The organism is uncultured Flavobacterium sp. (genome assembly GCF_963922255.1).
GTDB lineage: Bacteria > Bacteroidota > Bacteroidia > Flavobacteriales > Flavobacteriaceae > Flavobacterium.
Window position 1 is genome coordinate 104327 of the sequence record NZ_CAWUIC010000010.1, and the last position, 20312, is coordinate 124638.

Annotated in this window: 21 protein-coding genes and 1 pseudogene; 12 read left to right on the forward strand and 10 right to left on the reverse strand. The window is 30.3% G+C overall.

What is annotated here, in order from left to right; translation table 11 throughout:
• The first annotated feature begins 192 nt into the window (after positions 1-192).
• The 3 genes from AABJ49_RS09635 (at position 193) to AABJ49_RS09645 (ending at position 5916) form a co-directional block, all read left to right on the forward strand.
• Positions 193-2049: a DNA topoisomerase IV subunit B gene (locus AABJ49_RS09635; protein ID WP_338378065.1), complete on the forward strand. Its 1857-nt coding sequence runs from the start codon at positions 193-195 to the stop codon at positions 2047-2049.
• Between the two features lie 80 nt (positions 2050-2129).
• On the forward strand, positions 2130-4838 hold the full coding sequence (locus AABJ49_RS09640; RefSeq protein WP_338378066.1) for a DNA gyrase/topoisomerase IV subunit A: 2709 nt from the start codon (positions 2130-2132) through the stop codon (positions 4836-4838).
• 136 nt (positions 4839-4974) lie between these two features.
• Positions 4975-5916, forward strand: a complete 942-nt coding sequence (locus AABJ49_RS09645) for a redoxin domain-containing protein (RefSeq protein WP_338378067.1) — start codon at positions 4975-4977, stop codon at positions 5914-5916.
• A 60-nt stretch (positions 5917-5976) separates the two neighbouring features.
• Here AABJ49_RS09645 and AABJ49_RS09650 read toward each other — a convergent pair.
• From AABJ49_RS09650 to murQ, 4 genes and pseudogenes are all read right to left on the reverse strand, one after another.
• A pseudogene (locus AABJ49_RS09650) lies at positions 5977-6749 on the reverse strand (TerC family protein).
• A gap of 26 nt (positions 6750-6775) precedes the next feature.
• Positions 6776-7165 carry a DNA topoisomerase IV gene (locus tag AABJ49_RS09655; protein ID WP_338378068.1) on the reverse strand — a complete coding sequence of 130 codons (390 nt, stop codon included), beginning with the start codon at positions 7163-7165 and terminating at the stop codon, positions 6776-6778.
• Positions 7166-7195: 30 nt separating this feature from the next.
• Positions 7196-7429, reverse strand: coding sequence for a DUF6095 family protein (locus tag AABJ49_RS09660; protein WP_338378069.1), 234 nt, complete (start codon positions 7427-7429; stop codon positions 7196-7198).
• A gap of 50 nt (positions 7430-7479) precedes the next feature.
• Positions 7480-8292 (reverse strand): N-acetylmuramic acid 6-phosphate etherase, encoded by an 813-nt coding sequence (murQ, locus tag AABJ49_RS09665; protein ID WP_338378070.1) that lies wholly within the window; start codon positions 8290-8292, stop codon positions 7480-7482.
• 77 nt (positions 8293-8369) lie between these two features.
• Between murQ and AABJ49_RS09670 the strand changes: the two genes are divergently transcribed.
• On the forward strand, positions 8370-8825 hold the full coding sequence (locus AABJ49_RS09670) for a hypothetical protein (RefSeq protein ID WP_338378071.1): 456 nt from the start codon (positions 8370-8372) through the stop codon (positions 8823-8825).
• Between the two features lie 3 nt (positions 8826-8828).
• Here AABJ49_RS09670 and AABJ49_RS09675 read toward each other — a convergent pair whose 3' ends face one another.
• Together AABJ49_RS09675 and AABJ49_RS09680 are read right to left on the reverse strand one after the other, a co-directional pair.
• Positions 8829-9569 carry a ZIP family metal transporter gene (locus AABJ49_RS09675; protein ID WP_338378072.1) on the reverse strand — a complete coding sequence of 247 codons (741 nt, stop codon included), beginning with the start codon at positions 9567-9569 and terminating at the stop codon, positions 8829-8831.
• The gene (locus AABJ49_RS09680; RefSeq protein ID WP_338378073.1) at positions 9569-10333 is read right to left on the reverse strand and encodes a methyltransferase domain-containing protein; all 765 of its coding nucleotides are present in this window, start codon (positions 10331-10333) and stop codon (positions 9569-9571) included. The genes AABJ49_RS09675 and AABJ49_RS09680 overlap by 1 nt, the downstream gene beginning before the upstream one ends.
• A gap of 131 nt (positions 10334-10464) precedes the next feature.
• Between AABJ49_RS09680 and AABJ49_RS09685 the strand changes: the two genes are divergently transcribed.
• Positions 10465-11628, forward strand: coding sequence for a THUMP domain-containing protein (locus tag AABJ49_RS09685; RefSeq protein ID WP_338378074.1), 1164 nt, complete (start codon positions 10465-10467; stop codon positions 11626-11628).
• Between the two features lie 103 nt (positions 11629-11731).
• Entirely contained in the window at positions 11732-11965 is a 234-nt protein-coding gene (locus AABJ49_RS09690) for a hypothetical protein (RefSeq protein ID WP_338378075.1), read from the forward strand.
• Here AABJ49_RS09690 and AABJ49_RS09695 read toward each other — a convergent pair.
• The 4 genes from AABJ49_RS09695 to rlmD form a co-directional block, all read right to left on the reverse strand.
• On the reverse strand, positions 11958-13022 hold the full coding sequence (locus AABJ49_RS09695) for a glycosyltransferase family 9 protein (RefSeq protein ID WP_338378076.1): 1065 nt from the start codon (positions 13020-13022) through the stop codon (positions 11958-11960). The genes AABJ49_RS09690 and AABJ49_RS09695 overlap by 8 nt on opposite strands.
• A gap of 99 nt (positions 13023-13121) precedes the next feature.
• A complete protein-coding gene (locus tag AABJ49_RS09700) occupies positions 13122-13808 on the reverse strand; it encodes a DUF6048 family protein (protein WP_338378077.1) in 687 nt (228 codons plus the stop codon).
• The gene (locus tag AABJ49_RS09705) at positions 13789-14286 is read right to left on the reverse strand and encodes a DUF6452 family protein (RefSeq protein WP_338378078.1); all 498 of its coding nucleotides are present in this window, start codon (positions 14284-14286) and stop codon (positions 13789-13791) included. The genes AABJ49_RS09700 and AABJ49_RS09705 overlap by 20 nt, the downstream gene beginning before the upstream one ends.
• A 70-nt stretch (positions 14287-14356) precedes the next feature.
• The gene (gene rlmD / locus AABJ49_RS09710; protein WP_338378079.1) at positions 14357-15769 is read right to left on the reverse strand and encodes a 23S rRNA (uracil(1939)-C(5))-methyltransferase RlmD; all 1413 of its coding nucleotides are present in this window, start codon (positions 15767-15769) and stop codon (positions 14357-14359) included.
• A 158-nt stretch (positions 15770-15927) separates the two neighbouring features.
• Between rlmD and pyrR the strand changes: the two genes are divergently transcribed.
• The 6 genes from pyrR (at position 15928) to AABJ49_RS09740 (ending at position 20251) form a co-directional block, all read left to right on the forward strand.
• Positions 15928-16470: a bifunctional pyr operon transcriptional regulator/uracil phosphoribosyltransferase PyrR gene (gene pyrR / locus AABJ49_RS09715; protein WP_338378080.1), complete on the forward strand. Its 543-nt coding sequence runs from the start codon at positions 15928-15930 to the stop codon at positions 16468-16470.
• A 65-nt stretch (positions 16471-16535) separates the two neighbouring features.
• The gene (locus tag AABJ49_RS09720; RefSeq protein WP_338378081.1) at positions 16536-17465 is read left to right on the forward strand and encodes an aspartate carbamoyltransferase catalytic subunit; all 930 of its coding nucleotides are present in this window, start codon (positions 16536-16538) and stop codon (positions 17463-17465) included.
• A gap of 39 nt (positions 17466-17504) precedes the next feature.
• Positions 17505-17837, forward strand: coding sequence for a ribonuclease Z (locus AABJ49_RS09725; RefSeq protein WP_338378082.1), 333 nt, complete (start codon positions 17505-17507; stop codon positions 17835-17837).
• Between the two features lie 37 nt (positions 17838-17874).
• A complete protein-coding gene (locus tag AABJ49_RS09730) occupies positions 17875-18780 on the forward strand; it encodes a ribonuclease Z (protein ID WP_338378083.1) in 906 nt (301 codons plus the stop codon).
• Positions 18781-18948: 168 nt separating this feature from the next.
• Positions 18949-19593 carry a pyridoxamine 5'-phosphate oxidase gene (gene pdxH, locus AABJ49_RS09735; RefSeq protein ID WP_338378084.1) on the forward strand — a complete coding sequence of 215 codons (645 nt, stop codon included), beginning with the start codon at positions 18949-18951 and terminating at the stop codon, positions 19591-19593.
• A gap of 163 nt (positions 19594-19756) precedes the next feature.
• Complete coding sequence (locus tag AABJ49_RS09740) at positions 19757-20251, forward strand: CAP domain-containing protein (protein WP_338378085.1); 495 nt, start codon at positions 19757-19759, stop codon at positions 20249-20251.
• Positions 20252-20312: the final 61 nt, after the last annotated feature.

Consider the following 20312-nt stretch of genomic DNA (forward strand, 5'->3'; position numbering starts at 1 on the left):
AATATAAACAAATTCTCAATCTAAAAATCTTTTCTCTTGCTTCTTTCCTCTTTTTTCTAAATTCAAACTTCTAAATTCAAACTTCTAAATTCTAAATTAAAAATTGTGAATAACATTCTTAATATCTTCTAATTTTTATCCTTTCATTTTCTTGTCAATTCCAGTATATTAGCCTAAATTCTTAAACAACTTATGCTAGAGCAAAATCAATATACCGAAGACAACATACGTTCACTCGATTGGAAGGAGCATATCCGAATGCGTCCTGGTATGTATATCGGAAAACTCGGTGATGGTTCGTCTCCAGATGATGGTATTTATATCTTAATCAAAGAAGTTATCGACAACTGTATCGATGAATTCGTAATGGGTGGTGGAAAAACCATTGAAGTAACCATCAAAGATAAAATGGTTACCGTTCGCGATTATGGTCGTGGAATTCCATTAGGAAAAGTGGTAGATGTTGTTTCTAAAATGAATACCGGTGGAAAATACGATTCCAAAGCCTTTAAAAAATCAGTAGGTTTAAATGGTGTCGGAACAAAAGCCGTAAATGCACTTTCCAATTATTTTAGAGTAGAATCGGTTAGAGATAACCAACAAAAAGCAGCCGAATTTTCTGCTGGAAACCTAACCTTAGACGAAGAAATTCAAGACTCAACCAAACGAAAAGGAACTAAAGTTTCTTTCGTAGCTGACGAAACTATCTTCAAAAATTATAAGTATCGCAATGAGTATATCATCAAGATGCTTAAAAATTATTGTTACTTAAATCGCGGTTTAACCATTTATTACAATGGTGAAAAATATGTTTCGGAACATGGTTTAAAAGACTTGTTGGAAGAAAATATTGCGGAAGAAGATATGGTGTATCCAATCATTCATTTAGAAGGTGATGATATCGAGATTGCCGTAACACATAGTAAATCGCAATATTCAGAAGAATACCATTCGTTTGTAAATGGACAAAATACCACACAAGGTGGAACGCATTTAAGTGCTTTTAGAGAAGCGATTGTGCGTGTCATCAAAGAATTCTACAACAAACCTTTTGAAGCTTCTGATATTCGTAAATCGATAGTGTCAGCTGTTTCGGTTAAAGTGGAAGAACCTGTTTTTGAAAGTCAGACGAAAACCAAATTAGGTTCAACAGATATTGGTCCAAATGGTCCAACAGTGCGAACATTCATCAATGACTTCATCAAAACTAAATTTGATAACTATTTACATAAAAACCCTGAAGCTGCAGATGCTTTATTGCGTAAGATTTTGCAAGCCGAAAGAGAACGTAAGGAATTATCAGGCATTCGTAAGTTAGCCAAAGACAGAGCCAAAAAAGCGAGTCTTCACAATAAAAAATTAAGAGATTGTAGAGTACATTTAACCGATGCAAAAAATCCACGAAGTTTAGAAAGTACACTTTTTATTACTGAGGGAGATTCGGCTTCGGGTTCGATTACCAAAAGTCGTGATGTAAATACCCAAGCGGTTTTCAGTTTACGTGGAAAGCCTTTGAATTCGTATGGCATGTCCAAAAAAATTGTTTACGAAAACGAAGAATTCAATTTATTGCAAGCGGCTCTAAACATTGAAGAAGACATGGGTGATTTGCGTTATAATAATATCGTAATTGCAACCGATGCTGATGTCGATGGAATGCACATTCGATTGTTATTGATTACGTTTTTCTTGCAGTTTTTTCCAGAGTTGATTAAAGACGGCCATTTGTATATTTTGCAAACTCCTTTATTCAGGGTTCGTAATAAAAAAGAAACAATTTATTGCTACAGCGATGAAGAACGAGTAAATGCCATTGAAAAACTAAAACCAATACCAGAAATCACACGATTCAAAGGATTAGGAGAAATTTCACCTGATGAGTTCAAACATTTTATAGGAGATGACATTCGTTTAGACCCAATCATGTTAGATAAAGCCACATCTATTGAAACTTTATTAGAATTTTACATGGGAAAAAACACACCTGATCGACAAGAGTTTATCATCAATAACTTGAAGGTGGAGTTAGATGTGATTGAGAAAGTATAGTGTTCAGTATTCAGTTTTAAGTGAGCAGTGATTTCGAAGTAAGATTAAAGAGTAAATACTGAAAATAATTCAGCATAAAAATGAAAGACGAAGAAGAAGATAACATCATTCCAAACGAAGACGAAAATTTAGATAACCAAGATCAATCTACAAATGAAGAAGGTTTTGATGATATTCATGTTTCATCAGGACATCAATTTTATGAAAATAATGACAATCCAGAAGAAACGATTACGAAAGTAACCGGAATGTATAAGGATTGGTTTTTAGATTATGCTTCCTATGTAATACTAGAACGTGCTGTTCCTGCTATTGAAGATGGATTTAAACCGGTTCAACGTAGAATTATGCACTCCATGAAGGAATTGGATGATGGTCGTTATAATAAAGTAGCCAATATAGTTGGGCATACGATGCAATATCATCCTCATGGTGATGCTAGTATTGGAGATGCCATGGTGCAAATAGGTCAGAAAGATTTGCTTATTGATATGCAAGGAAACTGGGGAAATATTTTAACTGGTGATAGTGCAGCAGCTTCTCGATATATTGAAGCTCGTATTTCAAAATTAGGTCATGATATCTTATTTTCTCCAAAAATAACGGAATGGGGAACTTCTTATGATGGTCGTAGAGCTGAACCTGTTAATCTTCCTGTAAAATTTCCATTGCTTTTAGCGCAAGGTGCAGAAGGAATTGCGGTTGGTCTTTCCACAAAAGTTTTACCTCATAATTTTAACGAATTAATAGATTCTTCTATCAAAATTTTAAAAGGAAAACCTTTTACCATTTATCCTGATTTTCCGACAGCGGGAATTGCAGATGTTTCCAATTATAATGATGGAATGCGAGGGGGAAGAGTGCGAGTTCGTGCTAAAATTTCGCAATTGGATAAACAAACGTTGGTTATAACTCAAATTCCATTTTCAACCAATACATCAACTTTGATTGATAGTATTTTGAAAGCCAACGAAAAAGGAAAAATCAAGGTTAAGAAAATTGAAGATAACACTGCTGCTGAGGTTGAAATCTTGATACACTTGACACCTGGAGTTTCACCAGATAAAATGATTGACGCTTTATATGCTTTTACGGCTTGTGAAACGTCAATTGCTCCTTTAGGTTGTGTAATTGGTGACAATAAACCAATGTTTATTGGAGTTTCTGAAATGTTGAAAATTTCAACTAACAGAACAGTTCAATTACTAAAAAGAGAATTAGAAATTCAATTAGATGAATTAGAAAATAAATGGCATTTTTCTACATTAGAGAAAATCTTCATTCGTGAAGAAATGTACATTGATTTCAAATTATATTCAGATAGAGAATCTTTATATCAATATTTATACAAGAGTTTTGAGCCTTTCAAAAAGGATTTTGTTCGAGAAATTAACGATGAAGACTTACAGAAGTTAACCCAAATTCCAATGATTCGTATCACACGATTCGATTCTGACAAAGCAGATGATGCTATTGCCAAGTTAGAAGCTGATATGGAAAAGGTGAAACACGATTTGGATAACATTATTGATTTTACCATTGCTTTTTTCCAAATGTTGAAAGAAAAATACGGAAAAGGTCGTGAACGTCAAACCGAATTGAGAAGTTTTGAAAATATTGAAGCTACCAAAGTAGTTTTAAGAAATACTAAACTTTATGTCAACAAAGCAGAAGGTTTTCTCGGAACTGGCTTGAAGAAAGACGAATATGTTGCCGATTGTTCTGATATTGACGATGTGATTGTTTTCTTGCGTGATGGTCGTATGGTAATTACAAAAGTAGATGAGAAAAAATTTATTGGCAAAGATATTATTCATATAGCTGTTTTTGATAAAAATGATAAACGTACTATTTATAATGTCATTTATCGAGATGGAAAAAACGGAGCTTCATTTGTAAAACGTTTTAATGTTTCGAGTATTACTCGTGATAAAGAATATCATGTTTCACAAGAAAAACCAGGCTCTCAAATTCTATATTTTTCGGCCAATCCAAATGGTGAAGCTGAAACAATTACTATTCTTTTACGACAAGTTGGAAGTGTAAAAAAATTAAAATGGGATTTAGATTTCTCTGATATTTTAATCAAAGGAAGAAGTTCTAAAGGAAATACAGTAACTAAATATCCTATCAAAAAAATTGAATTGAAGGAGAAAGGAATTTCGACTTTACGACCAAGAAAAGTCTGGTTTGATGATACCGTTCAAAGATTGAATGTGGATGGAAGAGGTGAGTTGTTAGGTGAATTTAGACCGAATGACAGATTGTTAATTATCAATCAATCGGGAAAATTAAAAACCATAATTCCAGAATTGACAACCCATTTTGAGGAAGATATGATTGTTTTGGAGAAGTGGAATCCGAAAAAACCAATTTCAGCAATTTATTATGATGGTGAAAAAGAACGCTATTACATCAAACGTTTCTTAGTTGAAAATGAAAATAAAGAAGAGATTTTTATTTCGGAACATCCTAAATCTCAATTAGAAATTGTTTCTACGGATTGGAAACCAATGGCTGAGGTAGTTTTTGCAAAAATTAAAGGAGTACAAAAGGAATCAATGCAAATTAATATGGAAGACTTTATAGCTGTTAAAGGCATAAAAGCTTTAGGTAATCAATTGACTACCGATAAAGTAAAACAAGTCAATTTATTAGAGCCTTTACCATATGAAGAGCCTGTTTCTGAAGTTCCAGAAGAAATGGAAGTAAATAATGAAAGTAACGTTTCTGAAGATATAAAAACTGATTTAGATGATGATGGACAAATAACGTTAAGTTTGGAATAATTTATTAATTAATTATTGTTAATAAACCTGGTTTTATTGTTAATAATTATCAAAAGTTCCTTTGTTTTATTGAAGTCTATTGTTAATAAAATGATTATTTTTACTGTTAATAAGTTGAATTTTAAAACTATATAATATGAAAGCCCCAAAACTTAAATTTATTGTTTTAATTATTGTTGCTTCTTTTACCCTAACAACTAGTTATGCTCAAGATGCTAAGCAACAAAAAGAAATCATTAATAAATTAAATGAAATTCATAAAAAGACTTTTAAAACAAGAGATTCATTAGCTACTGTTTATAAAGTTATTTATGAGAAAATTGGGTATACCAATGACACAATTATTAAAAACAATTTATTTAAAAAGATTGCTGAATTAGATGTTGCGTCGTTCAATAATGCCGAAAAAGAATTAGATAGAGAGTTTGGATTTGTTAGACAATACAATTCTAATCCTATAGCTTTAGATATTTTACTTTATAAAGTGACTAAACTAGAAGCTGCTAATAAATACGAAGTTTTTAATTCTTTATTCAGTAGTTTGAGTTTTGACTTGCAAAATAGCACAAAAGGGTTGCAATTGAAAGAAATGTTAGTTAATTTCAAGGAGAGCAATATTGGTAGTGAAGCTCCAGATTTTGAGGTAAAAGATATTAGAAATAATAAAGTGTCTTTATCTTCTTTTAAAAATAATAGCTATGTTTTATTATCTTTTTGGAATAGTACTTCACAAGCTTGTAGCGATGAAAACACTTACTTAAAAGAAGTTTATTTAAAACATCATCAAAATGGTTTAGAGATTGTAAATGTTTCAATTGATGAAAACATGGAGGTTTTGAGAAAAGCCATTGATTTTCAAAAAATTGAAATGTTTAAAAATGTGCCAATTATTTCTAATGATGTGCCATTATTAGAACGTTATTTTGTTAATTCAATTCCGCAAAAGATTTTAATTGATAAAAACGGAATTATTATTGGAAGATGGAGAGGTTCAAATAATTCGTTAAAACAAGAAATGAATCTAGTTTTAAGCACTTTATTTAAAACGGTTGCAAGTAGCTCAAATAATGTTCATTAATTCAAAAATTAATATATCAACTATATGAATATAAAAAATCCCGCTGAAAGCGGGATTTTTTTATTGTTTTTTCTTTCTCATTTTCATGTTCAAAAACTCAACAGCTAATGAAAAAGCTATGGCAAAGTACAAATATCCTTTTGGAACGGCACCAACGTGTTGTCCAGCTAATTCAGCGTTTGATAAGTGCATACTTTCTGTAATTAGCATAAAGCCAATTAAAATTAAGAAAGCCAATCCTAAAATTTGAATAGAAGGATTTTTGTTTACAAAATTTCCAACAGGAACTGCAAAAAGCATCATTACACCAACAGAAATTACAACAGCAGTAATCATAATAACTAAAGCACCTTCGAGTCCATTTGTCATACCAACAGCTGTTAAAATACTATCTACAGAGAAAATCAAGTCAATTAATAAAATTTGACCAATTACACTACCAAACGATTTGGCTGCAGAAATTTTTAATTCTTCTTCATCTTCACCTTTGTGGTCTACTTTTTCATGAATTTCTTTTGTACTCTTATAGATTAAGAAAAGTCCACCCAATAATAATATCATAGCTTGACCTGTTATTTGAGCTGAAAACCAACCAAAATCAAAGCTAAACCATGGGGCTTTCATGGCAATTAGAAGAGTTATACCAAACAGCAAACCAATACGCATAAACATAGCCAAGAATAAACCAATTCTTGTGGCTTTTTTACGATTTTCTTCGGGTAATTTTCCCGTTACAATTGAAATAAAAATGATATTATCTATTCCAAGAATAATTTCTAAAAAAGTTAGGGTTAATAAAGCAATCCAGGCTCAGCATTTAAAAAAACTTCCATTTGTTTGTGGGTTTAGGTTATTATTTTCAATCTAATTTGTAAACGATTCCTTTTTGCTTCAATGATTCTCCTACATAATTGTATTCAAATGTATAAGAATTTTTTGAAGTAGTCAATATTTTTACATGAACTGCTTTTTTCTCAGCCATGTTCTTGGGTTTACTGTTTTTAATGATGTACTCACAATCATTTGTCCAACGTACATCATAAGTGTCCGTAATGCCTTTAAATGTCTCAATTTGGATAGAATAATTGCGTTCAAACGTTGTGATTAATTTTTTGCCATCGACTTCAATTTCCGATTTGAATTTACCAGTTTTGAAGTCTTTGCAATTGCGTTCTTGGTTGTAACACGAAGTTAGTAAAAAGGTAATGGCTAATAGGTAATAGGTGATAGGTTTAATCTTGATTTTCATGATTAATTTGTTCATTGGTTTTAATTGATATTAAATGTATTTATCTCCATCGAATAAACTTTTTACAATTGTATTGACTCCTTTAAACATGAAAAAGATGGCTAATCCACATAGTAATATTCCAACTCCTAACACTATTTCATAATAAGGACTATCTTGGTTTTTAAAGGAACTATTAATTACTATTGGTCCCATAAATAACAAAGGCAAAGCACCTGATAAGTATTTTATTCCTTTAGCTAGTATTTTTCTGTTTGTAGGCATATTTTTAATTGAAAATTGATAATTCGTAATTGATAATTCGTAATTGATTTTTAAGGTTTATAATTTTCAACAGCACTTCTTACACTACCATATTTTTTTAGTAAAATAGAAGCTAATTTGTGATCTACATCAATTTCAACCATAATCATTTTTACACCTCTGTCAACCAATTTGTTATTGCTCAATTGCATATCAACCATTTTGTTGCCTTTCACTTTTCCTAACTGAATCATTGTTGCCGTGGAAATCATGTTTAAAACCAATTTTTGAGCGGTTCCAGCTTTCATTCGGCTACTTCCGGTTACAAACTCTGGTCCAACAACCACTTCAATAGGATATTTTGCCACTTTTGCTAGTGGACTTCCTTCATTACAAGTAATACAAGCGGTTGTGATGTTATTTTCGTTGCATTTTTCTAAACCACCAATTACATATGGAGTTGTTCCAGATGCTGCAATTCCAACCACAACATCTTTGTCTGTAATCATGCATTCGTTTAAATCGTGCCAAGCTTGTTCGGTATCATCTTCTGCATTTTCAACAGCTCTTCTAATTGCTGTGTCTCCACCAGCTATTAAACCAATTACCATATCAAAAGGAACACCAAAAGTTGGAGGACATTCCGAAGCATCTAAAATTCCCAATCTTCCAGAAGTTCCTGCTCCAATGTAGAATAAACGACCACCTTTTTTCATATTAGCTACAATTTGAGTAACTAGTTTTTCAATTTGTGGTAAGGCTTTTTCAACAGCAAAAGGAACTGTTTTGTCTTCATTATTGATATTGGAAAGTAATTCCGAAACAGCCATTTTTTCTAAATGATCATATTTGGAAGCTTGTTCTGTAGTTTTGGTAAAGTTCATTGATTTTAGATACAAAGTTGTAAAGTACCAAAGTTACAAAGTAATTTTATTATATTTAACTTTTAATATTTCAAAATATGAAGATCATTATTAAAGTTGTTATAATAAGCTTTTTGTTTTTTAGTTGTCTTCCAAATAAAAGTTCAGAAGTATATTCAGATAAGAGAATGGCTTTGTTTGAAAAAAACTCTCAAAAAGATATTAATTATATACATGAATTAACAATTCTCAATACATCAGATTTTTATGTTATAGACGAAATACTTAAAAATGCAATAAATGATAAAGAATTTTATTTTTTACAAAGACAAAATTTGAAGAGTTTAAAAAAATACTACAGGCAATATGTTGTTTATTTAAATGAAAAAAATGAAAAATGTGTCTATATTAATGCAATGTGTAATGTTGATATTATTCCAAATTGGAAGAATGTACTTTTAGACACATCTGATGGTGGTTCTTGTTATTGGAATTTGAAAATTAATTTATCTAAAAGAATATATCAAAATTTAATAGTGAATGGTCAAGGTTAAAATCTAAACAAAAACAGCCAAAGCAATTCCTAAAATAATAGCAATTAGTTTAGCTAAATTAAACTTATGACCTTCACTACTTTCAAAGATAATGGTAGATGAAATATGGAATAAAATACCAATTACAACTCCAGAAATTTGCGTGTAGTATTGCGTTAAGAAACTTAAATTTGAAGAAACATAAGTTCCTAATGGAGTCATGAAAGCAAAAATCAACATGAAAAATAGTATGGCTTTTTTATTCAATTCAGCATTCATGAAAAATAAGGTCAAAATAATGGCAATAGGGAAGTGGTGAATGGCAATTCCGTAAGCTAATTCGTTGTTTTGACTTATTGGCATTCCTTCTAACAAAGCATGTAAACACAAACTAAAAAACAACAACCAAGGAATAGTATTCATTTTGTCATGACCATGAACATGACCATGAACATGACCATGTTCTGCACCTTTTGAAAAATATTCTAAAATGATTTGAAATACGATTCCTATCATGATAAAAAGTCCGATTGTACTTGTACCATGTGAATGTCCTTCATGAACGTGATTATGACCTTCGTGCAAAAGAGCTTCAGCTGCATAAACTTCAGGCAATAAATGCATTACGGTCAGTGATAACAAAAAAGCACCACTAAAAGCCAAAAGTAATTTTAGATTTTTCTTGTTTTTGGGTTGTAAAAAAAACGCAATCAAATAACCTAAGATAACTGATAGTAAAGGATAAATGTAAATCGAATAATTCATTACTTAAAAATCATAATTAAACGTTCAGACTGATTTTTGTAGAAAGGTTGCAATTTGTAATTTCCAAAGATATCTAACAAATAAATATCAGCTTCTTCCATCATTTTTTCGAAATCGGCTAATCGTAAAGCTTGTACTTTTTCGGTAAAATGGAATTTTTCACCATTATCTTCAAAATCAATTTCTTTAAAAATGTAATTATCTTTTAAGTACCTTTTGATATGAAAATCAATGTTTTCCACCGTTTTTACTTCTTCTGGAACTAAATTATCAATTACATAATCAACATTCATGAAGTCGATACATGCAAAGCCATATTCAGTTAAACTATATTTTATTGCTTTTAGTGTTGTTAAATTATCCGCATCATCTTCAAAATAACCAAAACTGGTAAACAAATTAAAAATAGCATCATATTTTGAATCACAAACATCACGCATATCGTGCACTTTGAAATGTAATTTCTCATTTTCATGTTTAGAAGCTTCTTTTATGCTATTTTCCGATAAATCTGCACCAGTTACATCAAAGCCTAAAGAATTCAAATACACAGAATGACGACCTTTTCCACAAGCCAAATCCAATATTTTTGCTTCTTCAGGTAAGTTTAAATAATGGGTAAGATTATCCATGAAAGTTTGTGCTTCCTTGTAATCTCTATCTTTATATAAAATGTGATAATACTTCGTATCAAACCATGAAGCAAACCAACTAGATGATTGTTGATTGCTGATTGCTGATTGTTGATTGTTGATTTCTGACATTTATTCTGATTTCATTTCTTTCAAGTGGCAAAATTAGTGTATTTTTGCTGAACTTATTCCAAATTTAAGTTTGATGTTTATGATTTATGATTTATTTGGGATTTGAAATTTAATAATTGGAATTTTTATCGATGGAAGATAATTTTAAAATGGTAGCCAAAACCTTATTTGGTTTTGAAGAACTGTTAGAAAAAGAATTAACGCAACTAGGTGCTCAAAAAGTAAAAACAGGAACTCGTGTCGTGACTTTTTATGGTGATAAAGGGTTTATGTATAAAGCCAATTTAGCTTTAAGAACAGCTTTAAAAATCTTAAAACCCATTCACGAATTCAAAGCTTTCAACGATAAATCATTATATGACGGAATTCAACGAATTGATTGGAGTAAGTATTTGACTCAACACCAAACTTTTGTGATTGAAACCACTTTACATTCCGATCATTTTAATCACAGTCAGTTTGTGGCTTTGAAATCAAAAGATGCTATTGTAGATCAGTTTAGAGAAAAAACAGGAACACGACCAGATATTGATAAAGATTTTCCAGATGTGAAAATTCATGTACATATTGATAGAGATTTGGTTACGGTTTCTTTAGATACTTCTGGTGAATCTTTACACAGAAGAGGTTATAAAACAGCGACAAACATTGCACCAATCAATGAAGTTTTAGCTGCAGGAATGTTGTTATTATCTGGTTGGGATGGAACTTCTCATTTCATTGACCCAATGTGTGGGAGTGGAACAATTTTAGCTGAAGCTGCTATGATTGCTTGTAATATTCCAGCGAATATCAACAGAAAAGAATTTGCTTTTGAAAAATGGAGCGATTGGGATAGTGAATTGTTCGATAAAATTTTGGAATCATTATTGAAGAAAACGCGTGATTTTCATTACACTATTACGGGTTATGATAAAGCTCCAAGTGCTGTAATTAAAGCAAAAGATAACATCAAAAATGCTAATTTAGATGAGTTCGTAAAAATTAGAGAAGCCAACTTCTTTGAAACAGAAAAACAAACCGAAGGACCATTACACATGGTTTTCAATCCACCTTATGGAGAGCGTTTGAATATTGAAATGGAGCGTTTTTATAGAGAAATAGGTGATACTTTGAAGAATAATTATGCAAATACAAATGCTTGGTTTATCACAGCTAATTTAGAAGCATTGAAATTTGTAGGTTTAAGACCATCAAGAAAAATTAAGTTATTCAATGGAAAGTTAGAAGCAAGATTAGTAAAATACGAAATGTACGCTGGAAGCAAGAGAACAAAATTCCAAGTGAATGAATAACAGTTCGGCTATAGCCAACAGAAAAATTAAAAGATTAAATGAATTGATTTTTTAGATTTTCAGAAAACAATATACTATTAACAACAAACAATAAACCTTTAAAATGAGTAAAAAAACAAAAGCATTTATATTCAACCTTTTAGGTTTTACATTTTTCTATATCATCTCTTATTTTCTTGTAATGACTTTTGGAGTTTTGCAAGGACTTTGGATTGCAGCTACAAGTTTTGTGATTTCAACGTTATTGGCACCTAAATTTCAAGCAGTTAAAACAAATGAAGGTGAAAAGTTATTTATGAAATGGATTTTTTTTAAAGATTTGAGAGAAATTAAATAGTTTGAAAGTTTAAAATTTCTTTGATTATTTCAATATTACGATCAATTGAAATCTTATTAGTATTGATGCCTAACTTGTTTTTTCCAAACGGTCCGTATTTTTCTAAAGGTGTTGTAGAAAATAGACCGACTACCGCTGTTTTTGTACATGAAGCAAGGTGCATCATTCCACTATCTGCACCAATAAAAATTTCAGCGTTAGATATTAACGCAGCTATTTCTCTAATATCTTTGCTAAAAAATGTAGGAGCTTCAAAATTTATTTGAGAAACCTTTTCAAAGGGTAGGATTTCAATAATATTATAATTAGGAAAATTTTTAATTAATTTAGAATACATTTCATGCCACCATTCTTTACAATAGCATTTGTCACCAGTGGCATATGTAAAAATGGTAATAGTTGGTTTGTCATTTAAAATTATTTCGTTTAAAGTTTTTTTACCTTTTTCTAATTCTTCTTTATTTAAACGTAAACATAATTCATGGATAGGTTTGTTATATATTTCATGATTAGAATTAAAAAGATAATTTCTTAGAGTATAAACTGGTAATTTTGCAAAATGTTTTTGGGATTCAGTAAATTGAATTGTATTATTAAATTCATTTCCATACAACTTGTAAGTAGCTTTCGCATATTTAGTAGCCAATTTTCCAGATGAAGAATTTGCTGCAATATTTATAACCAAATCATAATTTTTGGTAAGTAATGAAAACCAACTTTTTAAATAGTTGAATAGCTTTTTAAAATGGTTTTTAGGTAGAACAATAAAATTTTCAACCTCTTTGTAATTTTGAAAAACTATTTTTGACACTTCTCCTTTTACAAATAAATCAATTTTAGCATTTGGAAAATTTTCAGTTATTTCTTGTATCACTGGTGTAAATAATAATGTGTTTCCTAATCTGTGATTAGGTCTAATGATTAGTATTTTTCTAATTTTTGAAAAATCTTCAATTTTTTTTAAATTACCGTTTAATATTTTTTTGTTTACGATAAGATTTGTGATGAATTTTGTAAATCGCCTTCTGTAAACATTAATATTTTTTAAGTAATTCATTGTGCATGTTGATATTTCAATAAAATTACTTTTTTTCTTAACAAAATAAAAAAAAACAAACTTAATTTTGTCTTAATATAAAAGGCACGTTAATGTTAACTATTCTTTATTTTTTTTATACAATGGAATCATATAACTAACCGTATAATTCAAACCAGTTCCGAATTTTCCATCATACGTTCTGTTAAATCCAGGAATGTATAAATTATCGAAGTTATCTGGTTTTTTATTGGATACTAAATAATTTAATCGAACTGAAAAACCAACGTATAAATTACTGAAGACTTCTGCTTTTATACCAGCTACGACTTCAATCCAACTTGCATTTAAACCGTCAAATTTTTCTCCAGAATCTAAAGTTGTTAAACCATAATAATTTGTTGGGTCATAAATAGAATAGGTGTTTAAAGTGTGATTAAAAGAGCTTACACCATATCGCATTCCAACATAAATCATATTTTCCATATCTAGCCAATTCTGGTAAGAGTTGTAATCAAAACCCACTTTAAAATAGGTTCCTTTTGTAGTGAAATTAAAGCGGTCATCGTCAACAGTTTTGTCTTCATTACCCAATTCTCCAGCTAAATAAAACCTCTGAGAAAGTCTATAATCACCTACAAATTCTAATCCTTGATAGTTTTTATCATAAAAAGATTTTGATAATCTGTGTAAATCAACACCAACACGAACACCATAGCGTTCTTTTTGTTTAATAGTGTCTTTTACTTGTGAAAATCCTTGAAGAGAAAAACACAGGCAAACTAGGCTAAAAATATATTTTGACATGTGTTTCATTTTCGTTTTCTACATTAGGTTGAATAATTTCAAAACTCGAAATCCAATTATTGTTTTGAATTACAATTCCATCGGTTTCATTTAGTATAAAGGTTGTTTTATATCCACAAGCTCTGGAAATGTAAGTTTCAATTCTACTATAATTTAATGTAATTATATCAGAAATATCATTAGTTGCATCTTCATCACTTCCATTTAAAACAAAATTTAAAGTAGTAGTATCTTGATTTGTCCTTAATGGAACTGTTATCGAACTCACAGCGTTAAAAGCATAACCAGTTTCAAAAGTAGGTTCTGCAATTCCGAGATTTGTTACGTTTTTTAATTCTGTTGGATTAGCAGCATCATAAAACTCAACAATAATTCTAGCTGTTGTAGGTGTTTCTTGGGCACAAATGTCATCTTTCTCACAATTCCAAAAAGAAACTGCTAAAACAATTAACAATGATGTGATTATATATTTTTTCATAGTTATATTCAGTTAAAAGCCGAAAATTAAAACACAATGTTAGTAATTTTAAAACCTGAAACAATATTATTTAACGTTTTTCTAAAAGCACCACATTTTCCACATGATGTGTTTGTGGAAACATGTCTACTGGTCTAACACGAGTAACTTTGTATTGTTCGTCCATCAAAGCTAAATCTCTTGCTTGTGTAGCGCTGTTACAACTTACGTAAACTACTTTTTCGGGAGCAATTTTTAGAATTTGAGCCACAACATCTTTGTGCATTCCGTCTCTTGGTGGATCAGTTATAATTACTTCAGGTTGACCATGTTGAGCAATAAAATCATCATTGAAGACATTTTTCATATCTCCAACAAAGAACTCACAATTGGTTATAGTATTGCGTTCAGCATTTGCTTTTGCATCTAAAATTGCTTCAGGAACAGCTTCTACACCAATTACTTTTTTAGCCTTTTTTGATACAAATTGAGCAATTGTTCCAGTTCCAGTATATAAATCATAAACCAATTCATTTCCTGTTAAACCAGCAAAATCTCTTGTAATTTTATACAATTCATAGGCTTGGTCAGAATTTGTTTGATAGAAAGATTTTGCATTAATACTAAAATGCAATCCTTCCATTTCTTCTAAAATATATTCACGACCTTTAAATAATTGAATATCTTGATCGTAAATAGTATCATTTGGTTTGCTGTTAATTACATATAATAAAGAAGTAATTTCCGGAAAAGTTTCAGCTAAATGATTCATCATTAAATCACGGTTAGCTTTATCATCTTCAAAAAACTGAATCAATACCATGATTTCTCCTGTTGATGCTGTTCTAATCATTAAAGTTCGCAATAAACCTTCATGATTTCTTGGGTTAAAGAAAGTCATGTTGTTTGCATTGGCAAAACTTCTAACTTCATTACGAATGGCATTTGAAGGATCTTCTTGCAAATGACATTTTTCAATATCTAAAATTTTGTCCCACATTCTCGGAATATGAAATCCTAAAGCATTTTTATTGTCATATTCAACTCCAGAAGCTATTTCTTCATTTGTCATCCAACGTGAATCTGAAAATCCAAATTCCATTTTGTTTCTGTAGAAAAACTGTTTTTCAGAACCTAGAATGGGTTCAAATTCAGGTAATTCAATTTTACCTATACGCTTTAAATTATTATAAACTTCTTGATTTTTATAGAAAAGTTGTTGGCTATATTTCATATTCTGCCACTTGCAACCACCACAAACACCAAAGTGTTGACAAACTGGTTCTGTTCTGTGTTCAGAATATGTATGAATAGTTGTAGCCTTTCCTTCGTAGTAAGCTTTTCTTTTCTTCATGGTTTGCACATCAACCACATCACCAGGCACAACATTTGGTAAAAAAATTACCTTTCCATCTGGTGCTTTTGCAACCGAAACTCCTTTGGCACCAGCATCAAGGACTTCTATATTTTCGAAAACTATTTTTTCTGTACGTCTTTTTCCCATGGCACAAAAATAGAAAGAATTTTTATAGATTTTTATAATTGGATTGAAAGATTTGAAGATTAGAAGATATTTAGGTAGAACTTATAAAGTTTTAAACTTCTAAACTTTTAAACTAAATATTTTTATGTATTTTTACCAACCAAACACAACACTACATTATGAGTCAAAAAATATTGCTCACTGCAAAGGAAGTCAATATCATACTGCATCGTTTGGCTTGTCAGTTAATTGAAAACCATCTCGATTTTTCAAATACTATTCTCATTGGAATTCAGCCAAGAGGAACTTTTTTAGCCAATAGACTAGCTTCAATTTTAAAAGAAGACTATCAAATTAAAGATTTAAAAGTGGGGTTTTTAGACATTACTTTTTTTAGAGATGATTTTAGAAGAGGTGAAAAACCATTAGAAGCCAATAGAACAGAAATTGATTTTATTGTTGAAGATAAAAAAATCGTTTTCATTGACGATGTGCTTTATACAGGAAGAAGTATTCGCTCGGCTTTAACAGCAATTCAATCTTTTGGAAGACCTTCAGAAATAGAACTTTTAACTTTAATTGACAGACGTTTTAGTCGTCATTTACCAATACAACCTGATTATAGAGGTAGACAAGTGGATGCTATTAACAATGAAAAGGTTTTAGTAAGATGGCAAGAGAATGATGGTGAAGATGCTGTTTATTTGGAAAGGAAGAACTAGTATTAAGATAAGAGTATTAAGACTTTAAACTACAAACAATTAACAACAAACAATAAACTAATTAAATGAAAGAACTATCAGTAAATCATTTACTAGGCATAAAATACATCAATAAAAACGATATTGATTTAATTTTTGAAACGGCAGATCATTTCAAAGAAGTCATTAATCGTCCCATCAAAAAAGTACCTTCTTTACGAGATATAACTATTGCAAATATCTTTTTTGAAAACAGTACAAGAACCAAATTATCTTTCGAATTAGCTCAAAAAAGACTTTCTGCTGACGTGATTAGTTTTTCTACAGCTCAATCTTCAGTCAAAAAAGGTGAAACTCTTATTGATACAGTCAACAATATTCTTTCTATGAAAGTAGATTTGGTTGTTATGCGACACAGTAATCCTGGAGCAGCTCATTTCTTGGCTAATAATGTGAAAGCAAGTATTGTAAATGCTGGTGATGGTGCGCACGAACATCCTACTCAAGCTTTATTGGATAGTTTTACGATAAGAGAAAAATTAGGTGATGTTGCAGGCAAAAAAGTTGTGATTGTGGGTGATATTTTGCATTCAAGAGTTGCTCTATCAAATATATATGCTTTACAAATGCAAGGAGCAGAAGTAAAAGTTTGTGGTCCTAATACATTAATTCCAAAATATATTGATTCATTAGGAGTAAAAGTAGAACCTAATTTAAGAAAAGCACTTGAATGGTGCGATGTTGCTAATATGCTTCGAGTTCAAAACGAACGTTTAGATGTGAATTATTTTCCTTCTACTCGTGAATATGCCCAACAATATGGTTTGGATAAAGAATTATTAGATTCGCTAAACAAAGAAATTGTGATTATGCATCCTGGACCAATTAATAGAGGAGTAGAAATCACTTCAGATGTAGCAGATTCAAATCATTCGGTAATTTTAAACCAAGTTGAAAATGGAGTAGCAGTTCGAATGGCTGTGATTTATCTTTTGGCAAGTAAGATTAAGCAATAATATATATTAATTCAGGAATTTCTAAATTCTAATTTTAAGATGAAAGTAGAACAAAAAGGTCACACTACAATAATAAAAGATACTCAAGGAAATTTTTCTAATTTTATTTTAAAGCTTTCAGAACAATTCAATTCTTTTAAAGAACAAAATTTAATTTTAGATATTTCTAAAGATGAAAATTTAAATATAAAAGATTTAAAAGAAGCTAAAGATTTAGCCAAGAAACATAAAAAAGAAAAGAAAACTATGGTTTTTGTAGCTGAAAACATAGATTTTAATGAAATTCCAGATTATTTATTGGTTGTTCCTTCTATATTAGAAGCTCATGATATCATAGAAATGGAAGAAATTGAGCGTGACTTAGGCTTTTAATCGCTATTTTTATAAATAACTTATCATTAAACATAAATTGAAAATCCATATTTTAGGCTGTTACGCTGCAACACCAAGAACCTTTACCAATCCAACATCACAAGTTTTAGAATTAAAAAACCAACATTTTTTAATTGATTGTGGAGAAGGAACGCAAGTGCAGTTACGCAAGCAAAAAATTAAATTTTCACGAATAAATCACATCTTCATTTCTCATTTACATGGTGACCATTTTTATGGTTTAATTGGTTTGATTTCTACTTTCACCTTATTAAACAGAGAAAACGATTTACATGTTTATGGGCCAGTTGGTATTAAAGAAATCATATTATTACAACTAAAAATTTCCAATTCATACACAGGTTATAACTTATATTTTCATGAATTAAGTGCTACAGAAAGTGAAATTGTTTTTGAAGATGAAAAAGTCCAAGTCAAAACAATTCCTTTAAAACATAGAGTTTACACCAATGGTTATCTGTTTAAGGAAAAAAATGTCAAGAGAAAACTTAATATCGAAGCTGTAGAAAGTTACAACATTGATACTTGTTATTACCAAAAAATACAATTTGGTGGTGATGTGACTTTAGAAGATGGAAGAACCATTCCAAATGCTGAACTTTCCTTTGATCCAGATTACGAAAAGAGTTATGCTTTTTGTAGCGATACAGTTTATAACGAAGATATTTTACCTATAATCAAAGATGTAGATGTGTTGTATCACGAAAGTACGTTTCTAGAAACAGAAGCTCATTTGGCTGAAAAAACCATGCATACAACAGCTAAACAAGCAGCCGAAATTGCTCAAAAAGCTAATGTAAAAAATCTAATCATGGGACATTATTCTACACGATACGGTAATATTGAATTATTCAAAGAAGAAGCACAAACTATTTTTAAAAATATCCATTTAGCAGATGACGGAAAAAGTTTTGAATTTTAAGTAGGAGCGAATCGCTTGGGCTTTATCTAGCTACCATTTTCCTGCTGTCCATTCTATCTCCCAAGCAAGTTGGGAGGATGCCATTCCCATCAGGGCTATTTAACTTTTGTTAGGCATACTTGTAAAGTTTATTCTTCGTAAATTTGTCAAATCATATAAAGGTAAATCATGAAAGATTTAGGAGACTATAGAAAATCATACGAAAAAAGTGAATTGTTAGAAACTTCAATTCCAGAAGATCCAATTAATTTATTTCACAAATGGTTTCACGAAGTAGAAGCAATGGATTCTGCCAGTGAAGTCAATGCTATGACAGTTTCCACAATTGGTTTAGATGGTTTTCCTAAAAGTAGAGTAGTGCTTCTTAAAAAATTTAACGAAGAAGGTTTTATTTTTTATACCAATTATGATTCAGAAAAAGGAAAAGCAGTATTACAAAACCCAAATGTATGTTTATCTTTTTTTTGGCCAGCTGCAGAACGTCAAGTTATCATAAAAGGAATTGCTGAAAAAACTCCAGACGTAATTTCAGATAATTACTTTGACTCAAGACCAGACGGAAGTAAACTAGGAGCAATAGTTTCTCCACAGAGTAATGTAATTCCAAACAGACAATTTTTAGAGAACAAATTAAAAGAACTCGAAAATTCTTTTGAAGGAAAAGAAATACCAAGACCAAAAAATTGGGGTGGTTTTTTAGTTAAACCCATTTCAGTTGAATTCTGGCAAGGCCGACCAAATCGACTCCATGATAGAATTATTTTTACGCTTAATGATAATTTTTCATGGAATACTCAAAGATTGGCTCCATAATATGGTTTTACCGTAAAGGTTTTACTGTTTTGGTGCATATGTTTTAATGGTAGTTTTTTAAGAATTAATATTTTATAATTTAGTAAAACAAAACAAATTTAAATATTAACAAGGTTTAAAAGTTTGCCCTATCCTTTTAAATTTTATTAAATCTTAACCTACTATGAATACAAATTTTTTTAGAGTAATGACAATTGTAGCAATTGTTTTATTCACAACAGTATCTTGTTCTACACCTGAAGAAGCTTCAATTGAATCTGTTGAAGTTGTTGAGTTTTATGATTATAATGAGTCTGAAGATGAAACTTTAAATCTAATTAATAAATATAGAGATTCTCTAGGTCTTACTGTTTTAGAGAAAATTAACCACATTTCGTACAAGTCTTCGCAACATACTGAATATATGGTCCAAACAAACATTATTGGTCATGATAATTTTGCTGAAAGACAATCAAACCTTCACACGGCTTTAGGTGCTTTAAAAGTAGGAGAGAACGTTGCGTTTAATTATAGTTCTCCTAAATCTGCTATGAAAGCTTGGCTAAAAAGCGAAAGCCATAAAGCTAATTTAGATGGTGATTATACTCATTTTGGAATCTCAATTAGAGAAAATGAAGTAGGACAAAAGTTTTACACTAATATTTTTATTAAAAAATAAATTTTAAAAATTATACCAAATAAAAAACCATCTCGTTTATAGAGATGGTTTTTCTATGTAT

Bases quoted from the DNA above. Each gene is read 5' to 3' on its own strand.
- AABJ49_RS09640 (WP_338378066.1), top strand. From the start codon at position 2,130: ATGAAAGACGAAGAAGAAGATAACATCATTCCAAACGAAGACGAAAAT.
- AABJ49_RS09645 (WP_338378067.1), top strand. From the start codon at position 4,975: ATGAAAGCCCCAAAACTTAAATTTATTGTTTTAATTATTGTTGCTTCT.
- AABJ49_RS09680 (WP_338378073.1), bottom strand. From the start codon at position 10,333: ATGTCAGAAATCAACAATCAACAATCAGCAATCAGCAATCAACAATCA.
- pdxH (WP_338378084.1), top strand. From the start codon at position 18,949: ATGAAAGATTTAGGAGACTATAGAAAATCATACGAAAAAAGTGAATTG.
- AABJ49_RS09685 (WP_338378074.1), top strand. From the start codon at position 10,465: ATGGAAGATAATTTTAAAATGGTAGCCAAAACCTTATTTGGTTTTGAA.
- AABJ49_RS09700 (WP_338378077.1), bottom strand. From the start codon at position 13,808: ATGTCAAAATATATTTTTAGCCTAGTTTGCCTGTGTTTTTCTCTTCAA.
- AABJ49_RS09695 (WP_338378076.1), bottom strand. From the start codon at position 13,022: ATGAATTACTTAAAAAATATTAATGTTTACAGAAGGCGATTTACAAAA.
- AABJ49_RS09670 (WP_338378071.1), top strand. From the start codon at position 8,370: ATGAAGATCATTATTAAAGTTGTTATAATAAGCTTTTTGTTTTTTAGT.
- AABJ49_RS09740 (WP_338378085.1), top strand. From the start codon at position 19,757: ATGAATACAAATTTTTTTAGAGTAATGACAATTGTAGCAATTGTTTTA.
- AABJ49_RS09690 (WP_338378075.1), top strand. From the start codon at position 11,732: ATGAGTAAAAAAACAAAAGCATTTATATTCAACCTTTTAGGTTTTACA.
- rlmD (WP_338378079.1), bottom strand. From the start codon at position 15,769: ATGGGAAAAAGACGTACAGAAAAAATAGTTTTCGAAAATATAGAAGTC.
- AABJ49_RS09725 (WP_338378082.1), top strand. From the start codon at position 17,505: ATGAAAGTAGAACAAAAAGGTCACACTACAATAATAAAAGATACTCAA.
- AABJ49_RS09635 (WP_338378065.1), top strand. From the start codon at position 193: ATGCTAGAGCAAAATCAATATACCGAAGACAACATACGTTCACTCGAT.
- AABJ49_RS09720 (WP_338378081.1), top strand. From the start codon at position 16,536: ATGAAAGAACTATCAGTAAATCATTTACTAGGCATAAAATACATCAAT.
- murQ (WP_338378070.1), bottom strand. From the start codon at position 8,292: ATGAACTTTACCAAAACTACAGAACAAGCTTCCAAATATGATCATTTA.
- pyrR (WP_338378080.1), top strand. From the start codon at position 15,928: ATGAGTCAAAAAATATTGCTCACTGCAAAGGAAGTCAATATCATACTG.
- AABJ49_RS09660 (WP_338378069.1), bottom strand. From the start codon at position 7,429: ATGCCTACAAACAGAAAAATACTAGCTAAAGGAATAAAATACTTATCA.
- AABJ49_RS09675 (WP_338378072.1), bottom strand. From the start codon at position 9,569: ATGAATTATTCGATTTACATTTATCCTTTACTATCAGTTATCTTAGGT.
- AABJ49_RS09705 (WP_338378078.1), bottom strand. From the start codon at position 14,286: ATGAAAAAATATATAATCACATCATTGTTAATTGTTTTAGCAGTTTCT.
- AABJ49_RS09655 (WP_338378068.1), bottom strand. From the start codon at position 7,165: ATGAAAATCAAGATTAAACCTATCACCTATTACCTATTAGCCATTACC.